Genomic DNA, 21,502 nt, shown 5'->3' on the forward strand with positions numbered 1-21,502 from the left:
CGAAGCGGACGGCAGGGTCAGGCGGCCATGGGCGGCGATTCGATGAAGCGCACGCCGTTGATTTTCCAGCCGTTCTCCGTCTCGATCATCTCGTAGTCGAACAGGTGGATCATGCCCTTGCCGTCCGTCACCTCGACCCGCTGCAGGGTCTTTCCGCCCTCCTCCCGCAGGTCCAGCATGCGGACGGGGCCGGGATCGCGGACCATGGGATAGCCGCGTTCGACCATCAGGCCGAAATTCTGCGGCGTGCCGTACATGCCCCGGATCATCGGGCTGGCGAAGGAAAAGGCCCGGTCGAGGTCATCCGCGCGGAAGGCGTCGAACTGACGCGCGATGACATCCGCAGGGCCGCCGGTCTGTGCCTGGGCGGCGGGCGCGAGCATCAGGACAATCAGGGCGAGGGCATATCGCATGGCGTCTCCTTCCGGTGATCCTGTCACCAGATACGCAGGCATCCGCCCTCCGGTTTCATCTTGCCGGAAATATCCCCGCCGGAGGCCACGGCCCGCAAGGGCCGTCAGCCCAGGTCGCCTGCCAGCCCCGCGTCGATCAGCGCCACGGTGTTCTCCACCCCGTAGAGCGCAATGAACCCGCCGAAACGCGGACCCTGCGAGGCGCCGAGCAGCACCTCGTAGAGCGCCTTGAACCAGTCGCGCATCGGGTCGAACCGGTCGCGGCCCACGTCGAAGACCACCTGCTGCAGCGCGTCCCCGTCGACCGGCCCGTCATAGGCGGCCAGCGCGCCGCGCAGGGCCTCCAGCGCCTCCCGCTCCTTGTCGGTCGGGGCGCGGAAGACTTTCTCGGGCTTCACGAAGTCATTGTAGTAGCGCACGGCGAATCCGGCGGCGGCGTCGAGGTCTGCGTGGGTCTCCGGCGTCGCCTCGGGGGCGTAGCGGCGGATGAAGCCCCAGAGCGTCTCCTTGTCCTCGGCCCCGGCGACGGAGGCGAGGTTCAGCAGCATGGTGAAGGGGACGACCATCCGCGACTCGGGCACGTCGCCGCCGTGGATGTGCCAGACCGGGTTGTTCGCCTGCTGGTCGGGCGTCTGGTCGGGATAGGCGCGCAGCTGCTGGTGGTATTCGTCGACGGCCTTGGGGATCACGTCGAAATGCATCCGCTTGGCGGTCTTGGGCTTGCCGTACATGAAGTAGGCGAGGCTTTCGGTGCTGGCATAGGTCAGCCATTCGTCGATCGACAGGCCGTTGCCCTTTGACTTGGAGATCTTCTGACCTTCGGCGTCGAGGAAGAGTTCATAGGTGAAATGCTCGGGCTTGCGGCCGCCGAGGATCTCGCAGATGCGGTCGTAGATCGGCGTGTTGGTGGAGTGGTCCTTGCCATACATCTCGAAATCGACGTCGAGCGCGGCCCAACGGGCACCGAAGTCGGGCTTCCACTGGAGCTTCACGTTGCCGCCGGTGACCGGCAGGGTCATCTCCTGCCCGTCCTCGGTGTCGAAGGTGATGGTGCCCTCGGCGGCGTTGACCTCCTTGATCGGGACATAGAGCACCCGGCCGGTTTCGGGGTGGATCGGCAGGAAGCAGGAATAGGTCTGCTGGCGTTCCTCACGGAGGGATTTCAGCATGACCTCCATGATCCGGTCGTAACGTTCCGCGGCAAGGCGCAGGGTCGGGTCGAACTGGCCGGACCTGTAGAAGTCGGTCGCCGAGATGAACTCGTACTCGAACCCGAAGGTGTCGAGGAAGCGGCGCAGCATGGCGTTGTTGTGGTGGCCGAAGCTTTCGTACTGCCCGAAGGGATCGGGGACGGAGGTCAGCGGCTTCTGCAGGTGCTCGCGCAGCATGTCGGTGTTGGGGACGTTGTCCGGCACCTTGCGCATGCCGTCCATGTCGTCGGAGAAGCAGATCAGCCGCGTCGGGATGTCGGAGATCTCCTGGAAGGCGCGGCGGATCATCGTGGTGCGCGCAACCTCTCCGAAGGTTCCGATATGGGGCAGGCCGGAGGGGCCGTAGCCGGTTTCGAACAGGACGTAGCCCTTTTCGGGCGGCGCCTTTTCATACCGTTTGAGCAGCGCGCGCGCCTCTTCGAAAGGCCAGGCCTTCGACGTCATTCCGGCGTCACGCAGTGCGGTCATCGTCATCTCCATATCCACGCGCCGGGCTGGACCGGCGGAGGCCACCTCTGTATTGCCCCCTCACCAGAGCGTCAATATTCTGCGCTGCAACAGTGTCCGGAGCCAACATGACCGAAGCCGACTCTCCCCCGCTCAGCCCGCAGGACTGCCTGGTGCTGCTGATGATCGCCGTTTCGCTGTCGGACCAGACGGTGCGGACTTCGGAGCTCATCAAGATCGAGAACCAGGTGAACACCCTGCCGATCTTCGGCGATTTCGACATCGACCGGATCACGGTGCTGTCCAAGACGGTCTACGACCTGTTCGCCGAGGAGGACGGGCTGGACGCGCTGTTCGGGCTGGTGCGGGACAACATGCCCGAGAAGCTCAACGAGACGGCCTATGCGCTGGCCTGTGACGTGGCGGCGGCGGACGGGGCGATCCGGGACGGAGAGCTGCGGCTGCTGGAAGAAATCCGGGACGAGCTGAACATCGACCGCCTGCACGCGGGCGCGATCGAACGGGGCGCGCGGGCGCGGCATATGACGTTGTGAGGCGGTTCTTGGGGGTGCCGGGCTGAAGCCAGGCCTACGGATGCTGGCCGGGCTTCGGCCGGCACGGTCCGAGCATATCCCGTTCATTCCCGGCGGAAATGCGCCGCTCCGCACCCCCGGCGCGCGGATTTGCGCCACCCGTTCGCTGCTGACATCCGCGTGAATTGACCGTGCGCGACCTGCGCTGGCACGGTTCAACCAGAACAATCAAAAGCAGGTCAGGCCATGAAACATTCCGGCATTCTCATCATCGGGCTCGCGTTGCTCTGCGCGATGCCGATTCTCGGGACACTCATGGAATCGGAGCAGACCCAGACCGTGCGACTGTCCCAGCCTGCGCCGGTGACGGTGCGGCATTACTGAGGGTATGCTGTCCCCCTCACCCCGGCCCTCTCCCCCGCAGGGGAGAGGGAGGGTGCCCATAACGGACGCCTGCAAAATGTGATGCGTCATCCTCGGACTTGATCCGAGGATCCCCGCGTTCTGGCGTGGTGCTTTCGGTACGAGATCCTCGGGTCGAGCCCGAGGATGACGATGCCCTCTGACTGAGGGGTTCGGGACCGAACCGCCCCCTCCCCTGCGACTGAGGCGATACTTCCGAACGGAGCGCTTGCCCTCCCCCTGACAGGGGGAGGGGGTGGGAGGGGGTCATCTGCCGCCCCTACTCCGCGTGGATCACGGCCCACCTTTGCAACAGCGCCTGTTGCAGCAGCCTTGACCGGCGGGCCCAGGCGGAGCCGCCGGGCGGGTCCTCTCGCTGCACGCGGGTCAGGGCGTCGCGGCGGGGGATGTCTCCGGTCAGGATGGCGAAGGCCATGTCGGAGCCGTCGGGCAGCGCGGCGTAGCCCGCCAGCGTGCTGACGAAGTTCAGCGTGCCGGTCTTGGCGACGACCTTCAGCGGGTGGTTCGGGATGGTCTTGTAATTCCTGTCGCGCATCTCGATCGTCTTGAGCAGGGGGCGAAGCTGCGTGCGCGCCAGCGGCGAGGACAGGGCCCGCACCAGATCGCCGGTCGTCGTCTGCGAGCCGTCGCCGAGGCCGGAATGGTCGAGCATCGCCGTCGCCTTCAGATCCAGCTTTTCGCGCGCCCAGTCGGACATGGTCCTGGCAGAGTTCACCAGCGTCTCCCCCCGGCCAAGGCGGCGGGCGGTGGCGCTCATCCCCACCATCTCGGCGGTGAGGTTGGTGGAGTATTTCAGCATGTCCTTCAGCACCGTCGTCAGGGCGACGCTGGTGTGGCGTTCGATGACCTCGCCCTGGGGCAGGATGTCGGTTGTCTGCGGGGCCTTCAGGGTCACGCCCTGGGACCGCATCATGGCCTGGAAGACCTCACCGGCGTAGAGTTCGGGCTTCCTGACCGGCAGCCAGCGCGACCCGCCCTTGCCAAGCGCAGAGAGGGCGACGGTCCAGTTGTCGCGCCCCTCGGCGTCGGCATAGGTGAAGAGCGGGGTGGCGCGGTCGACGATACGCATGCGGGCCATCGCGACTTCGGGCCGGTAGCGGTCGGAACGGGCGTCCATCGTCACGCCCCACTGGCCGTTGGCGCGGCGCCATTCGAAATGCACCCGGTTGAAGTTGAGCGCGAGGCCCGAAATCGCCGGGTTGTAGCCGACATAGGCGGGCTGGAGCGTGTCGATCTGGTCGGCGTAGCTGAGTGCGCCGCCCCAGACCAGGAAGCGCCCCTCGACCGCAGTCAGCCCCGCCGCCTTCACCCGCGCCGCGAGGTCGGCGAGGTCATCGGTCTGAAGCGTAGGATCGCCGCCGCCGGCAAGGATCAGGTCGCCTTTCAGGATGCCGTTCTCGATCCGGCCCGCGGCGATGACACGGGTTTCGAACCGATGGTCGGCGCCAAGTACGTCAAGAGCGTAAAGCGCGGTCAGCGCCTTGGCGACGGAGGCGGGCGGCAGGCTCATCGTCGGATTGCGCGCCTCCAGCGGGCGGCCGGTGGTGAGGTCGAAGACGGTGAAGGCGGCCTCCCCGCTCAGCCCCGCGTCGGCGACCAGCTTTTCCGCGGTCACGGCGAGCGGCTTGGCCGATCCGGGACGCGACTGAGGGCGGAGCGACGTGGCGGGCGGGCTGGCCAGCAGGGCCGACGGCAGGGCCGTCCCTGCGAGCAGGGCGCCGAGGAATCCGCGCCGGTCGAAATGCTGTGTCATGGCGACAGGTTAATCAGGCCGGTGCGGCGGGCTCAAGGGGCTGGCGACGTCGGTTCACCGGTCCGTGTCCACGCGCCGTCCTTGCGGATTTGCGTGGAGGAGTGGGGCATCATCGGCATGTTCACAAAGCACCAGGCGGGCGCACCGGAGCGCCCCAGAAGGCGGGAGGCGTTGGCGGGCAGGCGGTAGCGGGCGTAGAGCCGCGCCGCCTTGGACGTACAGGCGGAGATCCGGTAGCCGGGACGGGCGAGCACGCCGACGGGAATGTTCTCCATGATCCAGTGCCAGTCCTGCCACTGGTCGAGCTGGGTCAGGTTGTCGGCCCCCATGAGCCAGACGAAACGGACCCCCGGGTAGAGCCGCGACAGGGCCGCCAGGGTTTCGGCGGTGTAGCGGGTGCCAAGCTGTTCCTCGATCCCCGTCACGGTCACGCGGGGATCGCGCATCTCGTCGCGGGCGCGGGCGATGCGGGCCTCCATCGTGGCGGGCTGGCGCGATTTCAGCGGATTGCCGGGAGAGACGAGCCACCAGACGTAGGTCAGTCCGAAGCGCTTGATCGCCTCGCGCGTCAGGTGGACATGCCCATCGTGGGCCGGGTCGAAGGAGCCGCCCAGCAATCCGATCACCTGGGAGGGCGTGGCCCTGGGCATGTCGTCGCGCATGGGACCGGTGGTAGCGGACGGGCGCTGGCTTTCCAAGGGGTTGTGCATGTTGCGGAGACGGAGGGGGCTGTCCGCCCCCACGGCTGCGCCGTTCCCCCGAGGATATTTAGCGCAAGGCGAAAGGGTCAGTCGGTTTCGACCGGGGGCGGGTCTTCGCCGCTCAGGAAGCGACCGATGAAGGCAAGGGCGGGGATGTGGTCGCAGAAGACCTTGAGCGTGACGAGGAAAGGCACCGCCATGAGCGCGCCGAAGATGCCCCAGAGCCAGGCCCAGAAGATCACCGCGATGAACACCGCCGCCGCGTTGAGGCTGAGGTGGCGGCCGACGAGAACCGGGGTCACCATCTGGCCTTCGACCGAGGTCAGGATGAAATAGGCGAGCGGCGGGAGAAGCGCCGCGCCGACGGTGTCGTAGGTAATGAGAGAGACCCCCGCCACCGCTGCGCAGCCGACCATCGCACCGAGATACGGCAGGTAGTTCAGCGCAAAGGCCGCCACGCCCCAGACATAGGCATAGGGCAGGCCGAGGGCGTGCATCGTCAGGCCGACGGCGAGTCCGAGCGCGGCGTTGATGACGGTGATTGCACCGAGGTAGCGGGACACCTGGCGTTCGATGTCGTGGCTGATCTTCAGCGCTGTTTTCTTGTCGCCGAAGCGATCGAAGCTCTGGATCAGCTTGCGCTGGAACATGTCCCCGGAAGCGAGGAGGAACATCGCGAGGATCATGGCGATGGCGAGCGCCGTGCCCGTCCCGGCGAGCGAGGCGATGGCCCCTTCGACGAGGCCCGGATCGTCGACGAGTATGGCTTCCTGATCGGATTCGGCCGCGCCCTTGGTGAGGTTCGTCATCTCCTGCTCCGCCTCCTGCATCTGGCGGATCTTGATCTGGAGGTCGTAGAGCTTGGTTTCGGCCGCCTGGCGGATGTCGGGCAGGGTTTCGACCAGGGCGGAGGCCGGGCCGGTAAGCATGTAGAGCCCGAAGGCGGAAGACAGGCCGAGGGTCAGGATCACGCCAACCGCCGCGATACCGGTCGGCAGACCGAGCCGGGCGAGAAAGCGGACGAGGGGCGACAGGGTCAGCGCAAAGAGGAAACCGAGCACGATCGGCAGGACGACGACCTTGGCGAGCGAGATCGACCAGAAGAAAAAGAGGATCAGCAGGCCGGCAAGCAGGTATTCGATGCGGCGGAGCACGGCGAGACGGTCCGCACCGGTCGTTACCGGCGGTTCGGGTGGAAAATGTTCACTGTCCGGCACGTTCTGTCCCCTCGCCCTCCGGCGGACAACGCGGGGGGCGGGGGCCGGTTCCATGGCTGTGTACATGCTGACAACCGGGTGCCGTGAGGGCGTGGTCCGCCCTCCGGATACCGCAGCGAACCGGATTGCCGCAGCGTCTTGCCTCAGCGCATTGTGCCCGCGCCCTGCCCCGCGTATCACTCCGCGCGAAACCGACGGAGGGATTCCATGGCCGCCTATCAGTATGTCTATCACATGTCCGGAGTGTCGAAGGCCTATCCGGGCGGCAAGAAGTGCTTCGAGAATATCAACCTGAACTTCCTTCCCGGCGTGAAGATCGGCGTCGTGGGCGTGAACGGGGCGGGTAAATCGACGCTGCTCAAGATCATGGCGGGCTGGGACAAGGACTTCCAGGGCGAGGCCTGGGCGGCGGAGGGCGCGAAGGTCGGCTACCTGCCGCAGGAGCCGGAGCTGGATCCGAAGCTGGACGTGCGCGGCAACGTGATGCTGGGCGTGGCGGGGAAGAAGGCGATCCTCGACAAGTACAACGAGCTTGCCATGAACTATTCGGAAGAGACCGCCGACGAGATGGCCAAGCTTCAGGACGAGATCGACGCGCAGAACCTCTGGGACCTGGATGCGCAGATCGACATCTCGCTCGAGGCGCTGCGCTGCCCGCCGGACGATGCGGACGTCACGACGCTGTCGGGCGGGGAGAAGCGGCGCGTGGCGCTGTGCAAGCTGCTGCTGGAACAGCCGGACATGCTGCTGCTGGACGAACCGACCAACCACCTGGACGCCGAGACGATCGCCTGGCTGCAGCAGCACCTGATCGATTACAAGGGCACGATCCTGATCGTCACCCACGACCGCTATTTCCTCGACGACATCACGGGGTGGATCCTCGAGCTCGACCGCGGGCGGGGCATTCCCTACGAGGGCAACTATTCGTCCTGGGTTGAGCAGAAGGCCAAGCGGCTGGAGCACGAGGCGAAGGAAGACAAGGCCAAGCAGAAGACGCTTCAGCGGGAGCTGGAGTGGATGCGGCAGGGGGCGAAGGCGCGCCAGGCGAAGTCGAAGGCGCGGATTCAGGCCTATGAGAAGATGGCCGATGAATCGATGCGCGAGAAGGTCGGCAAGGCTCAGATCATCATCCCGCCGGGGCCGCGCCTTGGCGGCAAGGTGATCGAGGTCGAGGGGCTGAAGAAGGCCATGGGGGACAAGCTGCTGATCGAGAACCTCAGCTTCTCCATCCCGCCCGGCGGCATCGTGGGCGTGATCGGGCCGAACGGCGCGGGCAAGTCGACGCTGTTCAAGATGCTGACGGGGCAGGAAAAGCCGGACGCGGGTACCGTCGAGATCGGGGATACGGTGCAGCTGTCCTACGTGGACCAGTCGCGCGACGACCTGAAGGCCGATGACAACGTGTGGGAGGCGATCTCGGGCGGGGCGGAGATCATCCAGCTTGGCGACGCACAGGTGAATTCCCGCGCCTATTGCGGGGCGTTCAACTTCAAGGGCGGGGACCAGCAGAAGAAGGTCTCCCTGCTGTCCGGGGGTGAGCGGAACCGGGTGCACATGGCGCGGCTGCTGAAGTCGGGCGGCAACGTGCTGCTGCTTGACGAACCGACCAACGACCTCGACGTGGAGACGCTGCGGGCGCTGGAGGATGCGTTGACCGACTTTGCCGGCTGCGCGGTGGTGATTTCGCACGACCGGTTCTTCCTGGACCGGATCTGCACGCATATCCTCGCCTTCGAGGGAGACTCGCATGTGGAGTTCTTCGAGGGCAACTTCGAGGATTACGAAGAGGATAAGAAGCGGCGGCTCGGACCCGATGCGGTGGAGCCTAAGCGGATGAAGCACAAGAAGTTCGTGCGGTGACGGTGTCGCTTGGGCGGGTGGGTTCGATCCCTATCGATCGCCGCGTGTGGCGGGGTGAAACCCCACCCTGCTCCCCGTAGGCGCCTTCGGGCATCGCCCCCGTCCATTCCGGGTCGACGAGGCCTTTGCTGATGTCGCGATGGATGGATGAATACGGCCAGTCCGCGGGATGACGCACGAGCCCGTGTTTTACCGGGTTGCCCCAGCAATACCGGACATGCGCCGCGAAATCCGGCTCGTCCCGGATGTGATGTTCGCAAAACCGGCGTTGCCATACCCCAGCCTCGCCTTTCCGGCGTTTCGAGGGCGTCGGTAGGGTGGGGTTCCACCCCACCTGGCGCAGGTTTCGTGTAAACCGCGCCTTGATCGCCGCGATGCGCACGGAATAGTCGCTGTCCCCCTCCGGCAGGGTCCAGACGAAATGCATGTGATCGGGCAGCACGATCCAGGCGTCCACCTGCAAGGGACGGGCGATCAGGGTGGCGACGACGGCCGAGCGAAGCAGGTCGACCTCGCGCACCAGCAGGTCGCCCCCCTTCTCCGCCAGGCAGAGCGTGGCGAAGATCCGGGCACCGGCGGCCCTGGGACGAAGATGGCACGACATGGCCGCAACACTCGCCCGTCAGTGGTTAACGATCCGTTCACGACGGCGGGAACCTTCGGTCGAGGCTGGCGTTCGATCCTCATCGCAGCCGCGGAAGGAGACGCGTCATGAAGGGAATACTCGCCTGGCTGATCGGCATTCCGATCCCGATCATCATCCTGCTCTACCTGTTCGACGTGTTCTGATGTCTGCTGTCCCGGCGCACGGAACCGGGGCGGCAGGCTTTCGCCCGCAGGAAAACGCACGCTTTTCAAACGGGCCGAAACCTGTCACACAGACGGTGCTTTACGACCTCTACCGACTCTGCTGTTTCTCGATATCGGCTACAGTCCTCGTTAGACCGGGATAGCCAGGCCGCCGCAGTCCCGCGGGCGGCAACGAAACAGGAGACCACGGATATGGCCACCGGCACCGTGAAATGGTTCAACACCACCAAAGGCTTCGGCTTCATCGCCCCGGAAGGCGGCTCCAAGGACGTTTTCGTCCATATCTCTGCCGTCGAGCGTTCGGGCCTGACCGGTCTGAAGGACGGCGCGAAGGTCAGCTTCGACCTGGAAGCCGGCCGTGACGGCCGCGAAAGCGCTGTGAACCTGTCGCTGCTCTGATCGCGCGACCGAGACATTCCGGAACGCCCGCGCAGGTCGCGGGCGTTTTGCTTTCCGGGGTCTTTCCGGGTGCCGTTGCTGCCCCGAACCGCCCCGCATCCGTGTCCGCCTTGCAACAGAGCCGGTGCGGAAATGGAACAGCCGGGGTCATCGGCGCGTTACGAATCAGCCTGTCCATGGCAAAATCGGCAACAATTTCCTGACCTGAAGGCTGCCCCCCATGTCCACACGTCGTTCGTTTCTGACCACTGCCGCCGCAACGGCCGCCGCTGCGGCCCTTCCGATGCCGGCGCTGGCCTACACCCCGCCCAAGAACCTGATGCCGACCAAGGTGCGCATCGCCGCCGCCTATGAGCCGGGGCAGATCGTGATCCTGCCGCGCGCCTACTACCTGTACCTCGTCACCGGCCCGAAAGAGGCGATCCGCTACGGGATTGCCGTTGCGAAAGAGGGGCTTGGCTACACCGGCACCGCGACCATCAAGCGCAAGGTGGAATGGCCGACCTGGCGTCCAACGGACGAGATGATCGAACGTGACCCGGCGCATTACGGCCGGTTCAAGGGCAACGAAGAGCGGATGAAGGGTGGCCCTGGCAACCCGCTTGGCGCGCGGGCGATGTACCTGTTCGAAGGGAACAAGGACACCTATGTCCGCATCCACGGCACGGTGGAGCCGCAGTCGATCGGCCGCATGGCCTCCTCCGGTTGTTTCCGGATGATCAACGATCACGTGATCGACCTCTATAATCGTGTCCCGATCGGAACCAAGGTCACCGTCCTGCAGACCTGATCCCCGTCAGGGGGGCACGGTTCGGCCGGACGGGCCGGCATGGCCTCAGACCTCGCCCGCCCATGTGACGATTGCGCTGGCCGGGATCGCGCCGGACTGGCGCTTGCGCTCCTTCCCGCCCGCGAAGGCGACCAGGGTGGGAATGCTCCTGATACCGTAGTCGGTACCGGCGCGCGGGTTTGCCTCCGTGTTCAGCTTGACGAGCCGCGCGCGGCCTTCCAGCGCCTGCGCGGCCCTGGAGAATTCGGGCGCCATCGTCCGGCAGGGGCCGCACCAGGGGGCCCAGAAATCCACAACCAGCGGCACCTCGTCCGTCCGGGCGGCGCGGGCCAGGGTGGCCGGGTCGATCTCCACCGCCTTCGCGGGCATCAGGTCCGCGCCGCATGTGCCACATTTCGGATGATTGCCAAGCCGGTCCGCGGGGACGCGGTTGACCTGGGCGCAGGACAGGCAGGTGAGTTTGCGGGCGCTCATGGGCGGGCCTCCGGGCGGGTCTCGGATATATTCGATCGGGTATATATGTAGGTTGCCCGCCCGGCGGTAGGGGGCGGGCCTTCCGGGCTGGCGAATCCTGTCGCGCGGCCTATGGTCGGGGACGTTGCCCGACCCCGGACCCTCATGCGCCGATTTCTGATCCTGCTCCTGCTGCCGCTTGCCCTTGCCGACTGTTCCTTCCTTCCGCCGCCGCAGAAGGTGGATGCGACCCCGCTGGTGCATGACGGCAGGGCCGAACCGGGGGTGGAGAAGGCCGTGGTCCTTATCCCCGGCGCCATGGCGTCGATCGAGCTGTTCGCGCCGGTGCTGGACTGGGACGTGCCGGACGGCACCATCATGGCCTACCGCTTCCCGGGCGTGGACGGGCTTGAGATGGATCACCGCATCGACATCGTCGATTCCGGCACGCTGATCGCGGACCAGCTGAACGCCCTTGGCGTGAAGGAAGTCTACCTGATCGGCTATTCCACCGGCGGACCGATCGCGCTGGAGGCCGCGCGGCGGATCGAGGCGGAGCGGGTCGACGTGGCCCTCCTGTCCACCGCCAGCGACATGCCTGCTACGATCATCGCCTCGGTCAAGGGGGCGGTGGATGTCATCAAGGCGATGCTGCGGGCGCATCTTGGCGGCGTGGATGAGGCCCTGCTCGAGAACTACCGCACGCTCCTCTACGGGCGACGGCATTTTTCCGAGGCCGAACTGGCAGAGCAGTCGCGGCGTCTGGCCGCCCTGCAGAGGGGGCACGTGACGCGGCCGCCCCGGGGCATGACCATGGCCCACACGGCCGACCTGCTGACCTGGCATTTCGAACGGCCGGAGGAGTTGGCGGATGCGCGCATCGGATTCTTCCACGGCGCGGAGGATTCGATCTTTTCGGAGGCGCGGACCTGGCGGTACGCCAAGCGGTTGCATGCGGAGACCTTCCACAGCTATCAGGGTCAGGGCCATCTGCTCTTTGTGACGGACCGGCACCTGTTCGACGACATCCGGAACTTTTTCGGGCTTTAGCCGGGGCACTGATGGACCAATTCGACGTGATCGTGATCGGCGCGGGGCCGGCCGGGGGCGCGGCCGCGCATGTTGCGGCACGGGCCGGGCTGCGGGTGGCGCTGATCGACCGGCACGGTTTTCCGCGCGACAAGCTGTGCGGCGGCGGATTCACCGGGCGGAGCTACCGGTATTACGAGGAGATTTTCGGTGCACCGATCCCGGAGGAGATCATCCTCACCAAGCATTCGGTCGAATTCCACGCACATGGAGAGGAACTGGCGCGCATCGACGGGATTCCCCCCATCCACATGACGATGCGGCGCGACATGGATCATTCCATCGTGCGGCACGCGCTGGCCTCGGGGGCGGAGGATTTCACCGGCTGCGCGGTCGAGGCGCTGGAGTTTGATACCCGCAACGTGGTGCTGAAGGACGGGCGGCGGCTTGGCTATCGCGTGCTGATCGGGGCGGATGGGGCGAATTCACTGGTGGCGCGGGCACTGTACGGGCGGGCCTTCGATCATGACCGCATCGGCTTCGGGCTGGAGATCGAGGGGCCGGTGCCGGCGAAGGACGCGCCGGTGCGCATCGACTTCGGAGCGGCGGAATGGGGCTACGGCTGGAATTTTCCCAAGGCCGGGTCGGCGACCATCGGGATCGGCGGGGTGCACGCGAAGAACCCCGAGATGAAGGCGGCGATGGCGCGGTATCTGGAGATTTTCGGGGTCGAGGGCGCGCGGGTAAAGGGCGCCTTCCTGCCGTTCGGTGACGTGCGCTGGTCACCGGGGCGGCGCGAGGTGCTTCTGGCGGGGGACGCGGCCGGGCTCGTCGATCCGATCACCGGGGAGGGGATCGCCTATGCTATGAAGTCCGGCGCGCTCGCCGCGGAAGCGGCGGTCGAGGCGATCCGGGAGAACCATCCGCCCCGGGCACTGACGCTTTACCGAATGGGGCTCAGGGAGATCCACTCGGCCATGTTCCACGCGCGCTGGATCCGGCAGATCATCTTCGGGCGGGCTTTCCGGGGGGCGTTTGTCCGGGCGTTCAAGGGGTCGGGGACGGTGCGGTATCAGTACCTGCGACTGATGGCGGGGGAGATCGAGTATCCCGCGCTGGCCTGGGCGACGGCGAAGAAATTGCCGGGGTTTGTCGTGCGCAGCGTGTCGGGTCGGTAGGCCGGTCGTTTGTCGGGCCGCGGGTGGTGGTGTGGAACCCCACCCTACGGGTTGTCGTGGTGCGGGGGCGGTGCCCGGCACTGACTCATGTCATCCTCGGGCTTGCCTCGAGAATCTCAGGTCGTTGACGCAGGTGGCGGGAGATCCTCGGGTCGAGCCCGAGGATGACGCGAGACTGCTGGCGCTGAGGGGTGCCCCCCCTCGGTCGCGCTGCGTTCACCCGCCGGTCTTCTCCACCCGCGCGATCAGCTCCTCCACCCTCGGGCCGATCTGCTCGACGATGCGGGCGACACCCTCGGCGGTCGGGTGGATGCCGTCGGGCTGCATGTACTGCAGGGCCGCCGCCGGGTCTCCGCCCTCTCCGATCAGGCCGGTGAAGAAGTTCGGCTCGTAGAGCGTGCCGTAGGTCGCGGCCAGTTCGGGATGCACCTTCTCGAAGTCCTGCTTGTATTCCGTCCCGAAGTTGCCGGAGGCGGTGAGGCCGATCACCAGCATCTCGACCCCCTTTGCCTGCCCGGCCTTCAGAATACCGTCGAGGTTCGCGCGCGTCTCTGCCGGGTCCAGTCCGCGCAGGATGTCGTTGCCGCCAAGCGTCACGATCATCGCGTCAATCTCGGGCGTCAGGGACCAGTCGACACGCGACAGGCCGCCGCGCGTGGTGTCGCCGGAAACGCCGCCGTTCACCACATGCACGTCATGGCCGCGTGCAAGCAGCCAGGCCTGAAGCTGGGGGACAAGCCCTTGCTCGGCGGGGAGGCCGTAGCCCTGGGTCAGGCTGTCGCCGAACGCGAGGATTTCGGTCGTGTCGGCGAGGGCGGGCGTGGCCAGTCCCATGGCGAGAATTGTCGCAAGAACCTTGCCCCCTGCCCCGTGGTGCCCATATTCCCCCGGACGCCGCAATGCAGAGAGCCAGCCCATGAGTGACCCCGCGAGTGATCCCGTCCTTTCCCTGACCGACGCGAAGCTGACGCTCGATGGCAATGCCGGGCCGGTGGAGATCCTGCGGGGGATCTCTCTGGATGTCAGCCGGGGGGAGACTCTGGGGCTGATCGGGCCGTCTGGGTCGGGCAAGTCGTCACTCCTCATGCTCATGGGCGGGCTGGAACGCGCCACCGGGGGGCGGATCGCCGCACTGGGCCAGGACCTGACCGCGATGGACGAGGACGCGCTGGCACGCTTCCGCAGGCAACATATGGGGGTGGTGTTCCAATCCTTCCACCTCATTCCGACGATGACGGCGCTGGAAAACGTCGCGACGCCCCTGGAACTCGCGGGGCATGCGGATGCGTTCGAGCGCGCGGCGGAGGAACTGGCGACGGTCGGGCTGGCGGCGCGGGCGGATCATTACCCCGCCCAGTTGTCGGGCGGGGAACAGCAGCGGGTGGCGCTGGCGCGCGCCTCGGCCCCGCGACCGGCGATATTGCTGGCGGATGAACCTACCGGAAACCTCGACGGGCCGAACGGGCAGGCGATCATGGACCTGCTCTTCGGTCTGCGCGACCGGCACGGCGCGACGCTGGTGCTGGTGACCCATGCGCCGGAACTGGCCGACCGCTGCGACCGGGTGATCCGGCTGCGCGACGGTGTGCTCGACATGGCCGGGGCCGCGGCGTGAGCCTGCGGAGCGACGCCCGCCTCGCCGCCCGCTTTGCCGCTCGCGAATTGCGCGGCGGGCTGTCGGGGTTCCGCATCCTGCTGGCCTGTCTGGCGCTTGGCGTGGCCGCCATCGCCGGGGTCGGGTCGGTGCGATCCGCCATCGAAGCGGGGCTGGCGGAGGAAGGCGCCGCGCTGCTTGGCGGGGATGCGGAGGTGTCCTTCACCTACCGTTTCGCCACCGAGGAGGAGCGCGCGTGGATGGACCGGACGGCGGTCGAGGTCTCTGAAATCGCCGATTTCCGCTCCATGGCCGTGGTGGACCGGGGCGGAGAAGCCGAGCGTGCGCTGGTGCAGATCAAGGCGGTGGACGATGCCTATCCGCTGGTCGGATCCGTGGGGCTTTCGGGCGGGCAGTCACTTGCTGAGGCGTTCGAGTGCGCGCCCGGCCCCTGTCTGGTGGCCGAGGGGCTGCTGGTCGACCGGCTCGGGCTGGCGGTCGGGGACCGGCTGAAGCTCGGATCGACGGAATTCACGCTTGCCGCCGTGCTTGAGCGGGAGCCGGACAGCGCAACCGCGGGCTTCGGCTTTGGCCCGCGGGTGATCGTCAGGCGCGCGGATCTGGCGACGTCGGGCCTGCTGGAGCCGGGGACGCTGTTCGACAGCCACTATCGCATGGTGCTGCCGGAGGGCCTGCTGCTTGACACCGCGAAGGGGGAGGCGCGGCAGCAGTTCGGCAATTCGGGCCTGCGCTGGCGGGATGCGCGGAACGGGGCGCCGGGGGTGCAGAGCTTTGTCGAGCGGCTGGCGTCGTTCCTCGTGCTGGTCGGGCTGTCGGGGCTGGCGGTCGGCGGTGTGGGCGTGTCGGCGGCGGTGCGGGCCTATCTGGCGCGCAAGACCTCCGTGATCGCAACTTTGCGGACCCTTGGCGCGACGCGGCGGGTGATCTTCCTGACCTATTTCCTCCAGATCGGGGCGCTGGCGGCGCTTGGCATCGTGATCGGGCTGGTGCTGGGCGCGGTGGTACCGCTGGCATTGGCGCCGGTGATCGCGGACCAGCTGCCGGTGCCCGCACGCTTCGGCATCTTTCCGGGCACGCTGGCGGAGGCGGCGCTCTACGGTGTGCTCAGCGCGCTGATCTTCACGCTCTGGCCGCTGGCGCGCACCAGCGAGATCCGCGCGGCGACGCTGTTCCGGGATGCGTTGTCGGCGGGACGGACGTTGCCGGGGTGGCGGTATCTGGGCGTGATCCTTGGGCTGGCCGTCGTGCTGGTCGCGGTGGCGGCGGCGTTTTCGGGGACATGGGTGCTGACGCTGTGGACGACCGGGGGCATTGTGTTTGCGCTTGCCCTGCTGACGCTGGCCGGGTTCGGGGTACAGCGGCTGGCACGGCGGGCGCATCACTGGGCGCGGGGCCGCGCGGCGCTGAGATGGGCGCTGGCCGCCATCGGCGGACCGAGAAGCGAGGCGCTGCCGGTCGTCCTGTCGCTTGGCCTCGGCCTGTCGGTGCTGGCGGCGGTCGGGCAGATCGACGGCAACCTGCGGTCGGCCATCGTGCGTGACCTGCCGGAGCGCGCGCCGTCGTATTTCTTCGTCGACATCCAGCAGGACCAGATCGACGGCTTCCTTGACCGGGTCGAAGGCGACGAGGCCGTCAGCCGGGTCGAGAACGCACCGATGCTGCGGGGGATCATCACGCAGATCAACGGCAAGCCCGCGCGCGAGGTCGCCGGGGATCACTGGGTGCTGCGCGGCGACCGGGGGCTGACCTATTCGGGCGCTCTGCCCGACACGACGCGGGTGACCGAGGGGACGTGGTGGGGTGAGGGGTACGACGGCGCGCCGCAGATCTCCTTCGCCGCCGAGGAGGCGGAGGAGATGGGCCTGACCATCGGCGACGAGATGACGGTGAACATCCTTGGCCGGGACATCACTGCGACGGTGACATCCTTCCGGGAAGTGGATTTCTCGACCGCCGGCATGGGATTCATCATGGCGATGAACCCCGCCGCGCTGGCCGGTGCGCCGCATTCCTTCATCGCGACGGTCTATGCGGAGCCCGAGGCGGAGGCGGCGATCCTGCGCGACGTCGGCAACGCCTATCCGAACGTCACCGCCATCCGCGTGCGCGACGCCATCGACCGGGTGTCGCTGCTGCTGGAGGGCATCGCCTCCGCCACCGCATGGGGTGCGGGGGCGACGCTGCTCACCGGGTTCCTGGTGCTGATTGGCGCGGCGCTGTCGGGTGAGCGGGAGCGGATATACGAGGCGGCGGTGCTGAAGACGCTTGGGGCGACACGGGGGAGGATCCTCGGGTCGCTGGCGCTGAGGTCGGCGCTGCTTGGCGCGGGGGCCGGGGTGGTGGCACTGGCGGCGGGGATCGCGGGGGGCTGGGCGGTCTGTTATTTCGTGATGGAGACCGGGTTTACGGTGATCTGGGGCAATGCGTTTGCCGTGGTGATCGGCGGTTTGCTGGCAAACCTCGCCGCGGGGCTGATCTTTGCCTGGCGGCCACTGGCGGCGCGTCCTGCGCGGGTTCTGAGGGCGGCGGACTGACCGAGCGCTGCGGCGGGCGGAGACCCCCTCCCTGGCCCTCCACTGACGAGAGGGGGAGCGCGTCTGGCAGGTGGCGGGACGACGGTTGGGGGTGGGTGGCTTCGCTGGCGGATGCCCCCTCACCCTGACCCTCTCCCCCGAGGGGAGAGGGAACCGCTTCCGGCCGGTGGCGGGACAAAGGTCGGCGTGGGGCGTCCGGGCTGGCGTGTGGGGCTTCATCCTGACCCTTTCCACAAGGGGAGAGGGGAGCGCGTCCGGCCGGTGGCAATCGCGGATGCCCGTCGTCTTTGCGACGGGTCCCCTCCCCCTGCCAGGGGGAGGGTCAGGGAGGGGGTTACGGTGAGGGTAAGGGAGGGGGTTACTCCGCCGCTTCCGCGTAGTCGCTCATCGGCGGGCAGGTGCAGGTCAGGTTGCGATCGCCCCAGACGTTGTCCACGCGATTGACCGGCGGCCAGTACTTGTCGACCCGGAACGCCCCCGGCGGGAAGCAGCCCTGTTCGCGGGAATAGGCGCGGTCCCAGTTGCCGACGAGGTCCTCCACCGTATGCGGGGCGTGGGCCAGCGGAGAGGCGTCGTGCGCGATCTTGCCGGATTCCACATCCGCGATCTCCTCCCGGATGGCGAGCATGGCGTCGCAGAAGCGGTCAAGCTCCGCCTTGGTTTCGGACTCCGTCGGTTCCACCATCAGCGTCCCCGCAATCGGCCAGCTCATCGTGGGGGCGTGGAAGCCGCAGTCGACCAGCCGCTTGGCGATGTCGTCGACGGTCACGCCGACCTCGGCGAAGGGGCGGGTGTCGAGGATGCATTCATGCGCCACGCGCCCCTGCGGGCCCTTGTAGAGGATCGGGAAGGCGTCCTTCAGGCGTGCCGCGATATAGTTGGCGTTCAGGATCGCGACCCGGGTGGCCTGGGTCAGCCCCTCGCCGCCCATCATAAGACAGTAGGCCCAGGAGATCGGCAGGATCGACGGCGACCCGTAGGGCGCAGCGGATACCGCATTCGTCCCGCCCTGCGTGATGTGTCCGGGCAGATGCGGCACCAGATGCGCCTTGACGCCGATCGGGCCCATGCCGGGACCGCCGCCGCCATGGGGGATACAGAAGGTCTTGTGCAGGTTGAGATGGCTGACGTCGCCGCCAAGGTCGCCGGGGCGGGACAAGCCGACCATGGCGTTCATGTTGGCGCCGTCGATATAGACCTGCCCGCCGTGGTCGTGGACGATCTTGCAGACCTCGGTCACCGTCTCCTCGAACACCCCGTGGGTGGAGGGATAGGTGATCATCGCCGCGGCCAGCCGGTCCTTGTACTCATGCGCCTTGGAGAGGAAGTCCTGCAGGTCCACGTCGCCGTTCGCCGCCGACTTGATCGGCACGACCTTCCAGCCGACCATCTGGGCCGAGGCCGGGTTGGTCCCATGCGCCGACATCGGGATCAGGCAGACGTCACGGTCCCCTTCCCCGTTGGCGACGTGGTAGTTGCGGATCGTCAGCAGCCCCGCGTATTCCCCCTGCGCGCCGGAATTGGGCTGCATGGAGAAGGCCGCATAGCCGGTGACGGCGCAGAGCCTTGCCGACAGGTCGGTGATGATCTCCGCATAGCCTTCGGCCTGGTCGGGAGGGCAGAAGGGATGCAGGGCGGCGATTTCGTCCCATGAGACCGGGATCATCTCGGCCGCCGCGTTCAGCTTCATGGTGCACGACCCGAGCGGGATCATCGCGCGGTCCAGCGCCAGATCGCGGTCGGCGAGACGGCGCATGTAGCGCATCATCTCCGTCTCCGCCCGGTTCATGTGAAAGATGTCATGCGTCAGGTAGGGGGTGTCGCGGACAAGCGAGTCGGGCAGGTCATAACGGGTGTCGTCGGGCACCGGCGTGGTGATGCCGAAGGCCTTCCAGACGGCGGCGATGGTCGCCTTGGTCGACACTTCGTCCAGAGCGATACCGATCTTGGTGTCGCCGACCTTCCGCAGGTTGATCCCCTCGTCCACGGCGGATTTCAGGATCGCACCCTGGAAGGGGCCGACCTCGACCGTGACGGTATCGAAGCATTTCTTCGGGAAGACGTCGAAGCCCGCCGCGCGAAGCCCTTCGGCCATGGTGACGGTCTTGGCATGGATCCCCTGCGCGATGGCCTTCAGCCCCGCCGGCCCGTGGAAGACCGCGTACATGGAGGCCATGACCGCCAGCAGCGCCTGCGCGGTGCAGACGTTGGAGGTCGCCTTTTCCCGCCGGATATGCTGTTCGCGCGTTTGCAGCGACAGGCGGTAGGCCCGATTGCCGCGCGCGTCGATGGAGACGCCGACGATCCGGCCCGGCATGTTGCGCTTCAACTCGTCCCGACAGGCCATGTAGGCGGCGTGCGGGCCACCGTAACCAAGCGGCACGCCGAAGCGCTGCGTCGATCCGACCGCGATGTCGGCGCCCATCTTCCCCGGCTCCTTCAGCAGGCAGAGCGCCATGGGATCGGCAATCACGATGCCAAGCGCCTTCGCCGCATGCAGCGCCTCCATCTGGGGCGTGAAGTCGCGCAGCACGCCGTTGGTACCGGGGTACTGGAAGATCGCGCCGAAGACCTCCTCTGCCACCAGATCCGACGGGCGGCCAAGCACGACCTCGATCCCGAGCGGTTCGGCGCGGGTGCGGATCACGTCGATGTTCTGGGGATGGCAGGCCTCGTCCACGAAGAACTTGCGCGCCTTGGACTTCGCACCGCGCTCCGCCATGGTCATCGCCTCTGCGGCGGCGGTGGATTCGTCGAGAAGGGAGGCGTTGGCGATGTCGAGCCCGGTCAGGTCGCAGATCATCGTCTGGTAGTTCAGCAGCGCCTCGAGCCGGCCCTGGCTGATCTCGGGCTGGTAGGGTGTGTAGGCGGTGTACCAGGCGGGGTTTTCGAAGATGTTCCGCTTGATCGCGGGCGGTGTGATCGTGTTGTGGTAGCCCTGCCCGATGAGCGAGGTCAGGACCTTGTTCTTCTTCGACACCTTGCGCATGTGGGCCAGCAGTTCGGACTCCGACAGCGGCGCGCCGAAATCCAGCGGCTCTGCCTGCCGGATCGCCTTCGGCACCGTCTGGTCGATCAGCGCGTCGAGCGAGGGCGCGCCGATCACCGCCAGCATCTCCTTCATCTCTGATGGAGAGGGGCCGATGTGGCGGCGGTTGGCAAAGTCGTAGGGCTGGTAGTCGGTCGGGGTGAAGGTCATCTCGGGCCTTTCAGGTCGGGCAATTTCAAGTCGGGCAAGTTCAGGTCAGGCAAACAGGTCCCGAAGCTGGGCCAGGGATCCGGCCAGCGCGGTTTCATGCACGGATTTTTCGATGCCGGGCGGCACGTGGTGGCAGGCAACGGAAACATGACTACCGCCGGGCACCGGGGCGAAGGTCCATTCCATCAGCATCGTGCCGCCGAATTCGGGCCGGTCGGAGGGGAAGTCGATGGCGAGCGTCAGCGCGCCGGGCGGATCGCAGTGGGAGAAGAGGCCGACGATGTCGTCCCGCCCCTCGCCGGTCTTGCCGGGTCCGGCGTCGAAATGCAGGGTCATGCGCAGCACGCCGCCGGGTCGTGGATCAAGCTGATGCACTTCGAGCCGTGCACCTTTCGGCGGCAGCCACCGCTTCAGAAGATCGGGGTCTGTCCAGGCCGCGTAAACCTTTTCGGGCGGGGCGGGAATCTGCGCGTCGGCGCGGTCGATGCGGGTCATGCGGCGGCCTCGTGGGTCAGGACATTGAGGAGGTGACCGGCGGGGTCGCGCAGGAAGAGGCGGCGTACGCCCCAGTCCTCGGTCACCGGGCCGTATTCGATCGGGATGTCGCGCAGTTTCGCGCGGGCGATGACGGGGTCCAGCGTGTCGACCTCGATCGAGATCGCGGGCAGCGGCGTACCGGCGCCCCCTTCGGAGGCGAGGGACAGCTGCGGGCTCTGCCAAGCCGCGCCCGGCTCCATCGTCACGATGAAGCCCATGTCCATCGCCACGTCGATATCGAAGAGATAGCGGTAGAATCCCGCTACCGCCTGCGGATCGTCGGCCAGGAGGTTGGGGGTGATGCGCAGGACGGTCATCGAGCGGCCCCTCCGAGCGATCCGTGGGCAGGCGCGCCGGTGCCCGCAGGCCGGCTGCCGTCCTCGGGTCTGACCCGAGG

The 21,502-nt window shown here is 67.2% G+C and carries 20 protein-coding genes; 9 read left to right on the forward strand and 11 right to left on the reverse strand.

The annotated features are described in order from the left end of the window. Nucleotides 1-17 precede the first annotated feature (17 nt). Complete coding sequence (locus IEV87_RS12075) at nucleotides 18-413, reverse strand: DUF4864 domain-containing protein (RefSeq protein WP_188477921.1); 396 nt, start codon at nucleotides 411-413, stop codon at nucleotides 18-20. 104 nt (nucleotides 414-517) lie between these two features. Further along, nucleotides 518-2,092 (reverse strand): lysine--tRNA ligase, encoded by a 1,575-nt coding sequence (locus IEV87_RS12080; protein ID WP_188477922.1) that lies wholly within the window; start codon nucleotides 2,090-2,092, stop codon nucleotides 518-520. Between the two features lie 107 nt (nucleotides 2,093-2,199). Between IEV87_RS12080 and IEV87_RS12085 the strand changes: the two genes are divergently transcribed. Beyond that, entirely contained in the window at nucleotides 2,200-2,625 is a 426-nt protein-coding gene (locus IEV87_RS12085; RefSeq protein WP_188477923.1) for a tellurite resistance TerB family protein, read from the forward strand. A gap of 225 nt (nucleotides 2,626-2,850) precedes the next feature. After that, nucleotides 2,851-2,988 carry a hypothetical protein gene (locus IEV87_RS12090; protein WP_188477924.1) on the forward strand — a complete coding sequence of 46 codons (138 nt, stop codon included), beginning with the start codon at nucleotides 2,851-2,853 and terminating at the stop codon, nucleotides 2,986-2,988. Nucleotides 2,989-3,286: 298 nt separating this feature from the next. On the opposite strand, the gene dacB is transcribed toward IEV87_RS12090, so the two are convergent. The 3 genes from dacB to IEV87_RS12105 all read right to left on the reverse strand — a co-directional run bounded on the left by dacB (nucleotide 3,287) and on the right by IEV87_RS12105 (nucleotide 6,698). Next, a complete protein-coding gene (gene dacB / locus IEV87_RS12095; protein ID WP_188477925.1) occupies nucleotides 3,287-4,780 on the reverse strand; it encodes a D-alanyl-D-alanine carboxypeptidase/D-alanyl-D-alanine endopeptidase in 1,494 nt (497 codons plus the stop codon). A 32-nt stretch (nucleotides 4,781-4,812) separates the two neighbouring features. Next, nucleotides 4,813-5,442 carry a nicotinate-nucleotide adenylyltransferase gene (locus IEV87_RS12100; RefSeq protein ID WP_188477926.1) on the reverse strand — a complete coding sequence of 210 codons (630 nt, stop codon included), beginning with the start codon at nucleotides 5,440-5,442 and terminating at the stop codon, nucleotides 4,813-4,815. 125 nt (nucleotides 5,443-5,567) lie between these two features. Continuing rightward, nucleotides 5,568-6,698, reverse strand: coding sequence for an AI-2E family transporter (locus tag IEV87_RS12105; RefSeq protein ID WP_229737547.1), 1,131 nt, complete (start codon nucleotides 6,696-6,698; stop codon nucleotides 5,568-5,570). Between the two features lie 207 nt (nucleotides 6,699-6,905). Between IEV87_RS12105 and ettA the strand changes: the two genes are divergently transcribed. Beyond that, nucleotides 6,906-8,561: an energy-dependent translational throttle protein EttA gene (gene ettA, locus IEV87_RS12110; RefSeq protein WP_188477927.1), complete on the forward strand. Its 1,656-nt coding sequence runs from the start codon at nucleotides 6,906-6,908 to the stop codon at nucleotides 8,559-8,561. Here the strand turns inward: ettA and IEV87_RS12115 are convergent. Continuing rightward, on the reverse strand, nucleotides 8,527-9,165 hold the full coding sequence (locus IEV87_RS12115; protein WP_444544311.1) for an REP-associated tyrosine transposase: 639 nt from the start codon (nucleotides 9,163-9,165) through the stop codon (nucleotides 8,527-8,529). The genes ettA and IEV87_RS12115 overlap by 35 nt on opposite strands. Nucleotides 9,166-9,563: 398 nt before the next feature. On the opposite strand from IEV87_RS12115, the gene IEV87_RS12120 reads away from it, so the two are divergent. Both IEV87_RS12120 and IEV87_RS12125 read left to right on the forward strand, forming a co-directional pair. Then, nucleotides 9,564-9,770: a cold-shock protein gene (locus IEV87_RS12120; RefSeq protein ID WP_188477928.1), complete on the forward strand. Its 207-nt coding sequence runs from the start codon at nucleotides 9,564-9,566 to the stop codon at nucleotides 9,768-9,770. Nucleotides 9,771-9,990: 220 nt separating this feature from the next. Continuing rightward, the gene (locus tag IEV87_RS12125; RefSeq protein ID WP_188477929.1) at nucleotides 9,991-10,560 is read left to right on the forward strand and encodes a L,D-transpeptidase; all 570 of its coding nucleotides are present in this window, start codon (nucleotides 9,991-9,993) and stop codon (nucleotides 10,558-10,560) included. 45 nt (nucleotides 10,561-10,605) lie between these two features. On the opposite strand, the gene trxC is transcribed toward IEV87_RS12125, so the two are convergent. After that, complete coding sequence (gene trxC / locus IEV87_RS12130; protein WP_188477930.1) at nucleotides 10,606-11,034, reverse strand: thioredoxin TrxC; 429 nt, start codon at nucleotides 11,032-11,034, stop codon at nucleotides 10,606-10,608. Nucleotides 11,035-11,178: 144 nt separating this feature from the next. Between trxC and IEV87_RS12135 the strand changes: the two genes are divergently transcribed. Next, complete coding sequence (locus tag IEV87_RS12135) at nucleotides 11,179-12,063, forward strand: alpha/beta fold hydrolase (RefSeq protein WP_188477931.1); 885 nt, start codon at nucleotides 11,179-11,181, stop codon at nucleotides 12,061-12,063. Between the two features lie 11 nt (nucleotides 12,064-12,074). Further along, nucleotides 12,075-13,220, forward strand: a complete 1,146-nt coding sequence (locus tag IEV87_RS12140; protein ID WP_188477932.1) for a geranylgeranyl reductase family protein — start codon at nucleotides 12,075-12,077, stop codon at nucleotides 13,218-13,220. Nucleotides 13,221-13,436: 216 nt separating this feature from the next. Here the strand turns inward: IEV87_RS12140 and IEV87_RS12145 are convergent, their stop codons facing one another. Further along, nucleotides 13,437-14,138: an arylesterase gene (locus tag IEV87_RS12145; protein ID WP_188477933.1), complete on the reverse strand. Its 702-nt coding sequence runs from the start codon at nucleotides 14,136-14,138 to the stop codon at nucleotides 13,437-13,439. Here IEV87_RS12145 and IEV87_RS12150 point away from each other — a divergent pair. Both IEV87_RS12150 and IEV87_RS12155 read left to right on the forward strand, forming a co-directional pair. After that, nucleotides 14,137-14,835, forward strand: coding sequence for an ABC transporter ATP-binding protein (locus tag IEV87_RS12150; protein WP_188477934.1), 699 nt, complete (start codon nucleotides 14,137-14,139; stop codon nucleotides 14,833-14,835). The two genes, IEV87_RS12145 and IEV87_RS12150, sit on opposite strands and share 2 nt — an antisense overlap. Then, on the forward strand, nucleotides 14,832-17,369 hold the full coding sequence (locus IEV87_RS12155) for an ABC transporter permease (RefSeq protein ID WP_188477935.1): 2,538 nt from the start codon (nucleotides 14,832-14,834) through the stop codon (nucleotides 17,367-17,369). The genes IEV87_RS12150 and IEV87_RS12155 overlap by 4 nt, the downstream gene beginning before the upstream one ends. Nucleotides 17,370-17,727: 358 nt before the next feature. On the opposite strand, the gene gcvP is transcribed toward IEV87_RS12155, so the two are convergent. The 3 genes from gcvP to IEV87_RS12170 are packed head-to-tail and all read right to left on the reverse strand — an operon-like array spanning nucleotide 17,728 to nucleotide 21,422. Next, on the reverse strand, nucleotides 17,728-20,568 hold the full coding sequence (gene gcvP / locus IEV87_RS12160) for an aminomethyl-transferring glycine dehydrogenase (RefSeq protein WP_188477936.1): 2,841 nt from the start codon (nucleotides 20,566-20,568) through the stop codon (nucleotides 17,728-17,730). Between the two features lie 45 nt (nucleotides 20,569-20,613). Beyond that, complete coding sequence (locus IEV87_RS12165; RefSeq protein ID WP_188477937.1) at nucleotides 20,614-21,063, reverse strand: SRPBCC domain-containing protein; 450 nt, start codon at nucleotides 21,061-21,063, stop codon at nucleotides 20,614-20,616. Beyond that, complete coding sequence (locus IEV87_RS12170; RefSeq protein ID WP_188477938.1) at nucleotides 21,060-21,422, reverse strand: VOC family protein; 363 nt, start codon at nucleotides 21,420-21,422, stop codon at nucleotides 21,060-21,062. Before IEV87_RS12170 ends, IEV87_RS12165 begins: the two co-directional genes overlap by 4 nt. Nucleotides 21,423-21,502: the final 80 nt, after the last annotated feature.

Source organism: Primorskyibacter flagellatus (assembly GCF_014638275.1).
Lineage (GTDB): Bacteria > Pseudomonadota > Alphaproteobacteria > Rhodobacterales > Rhodobacteraceae > Pseudooceanicola > Pseudooceanicola flagellatus_A.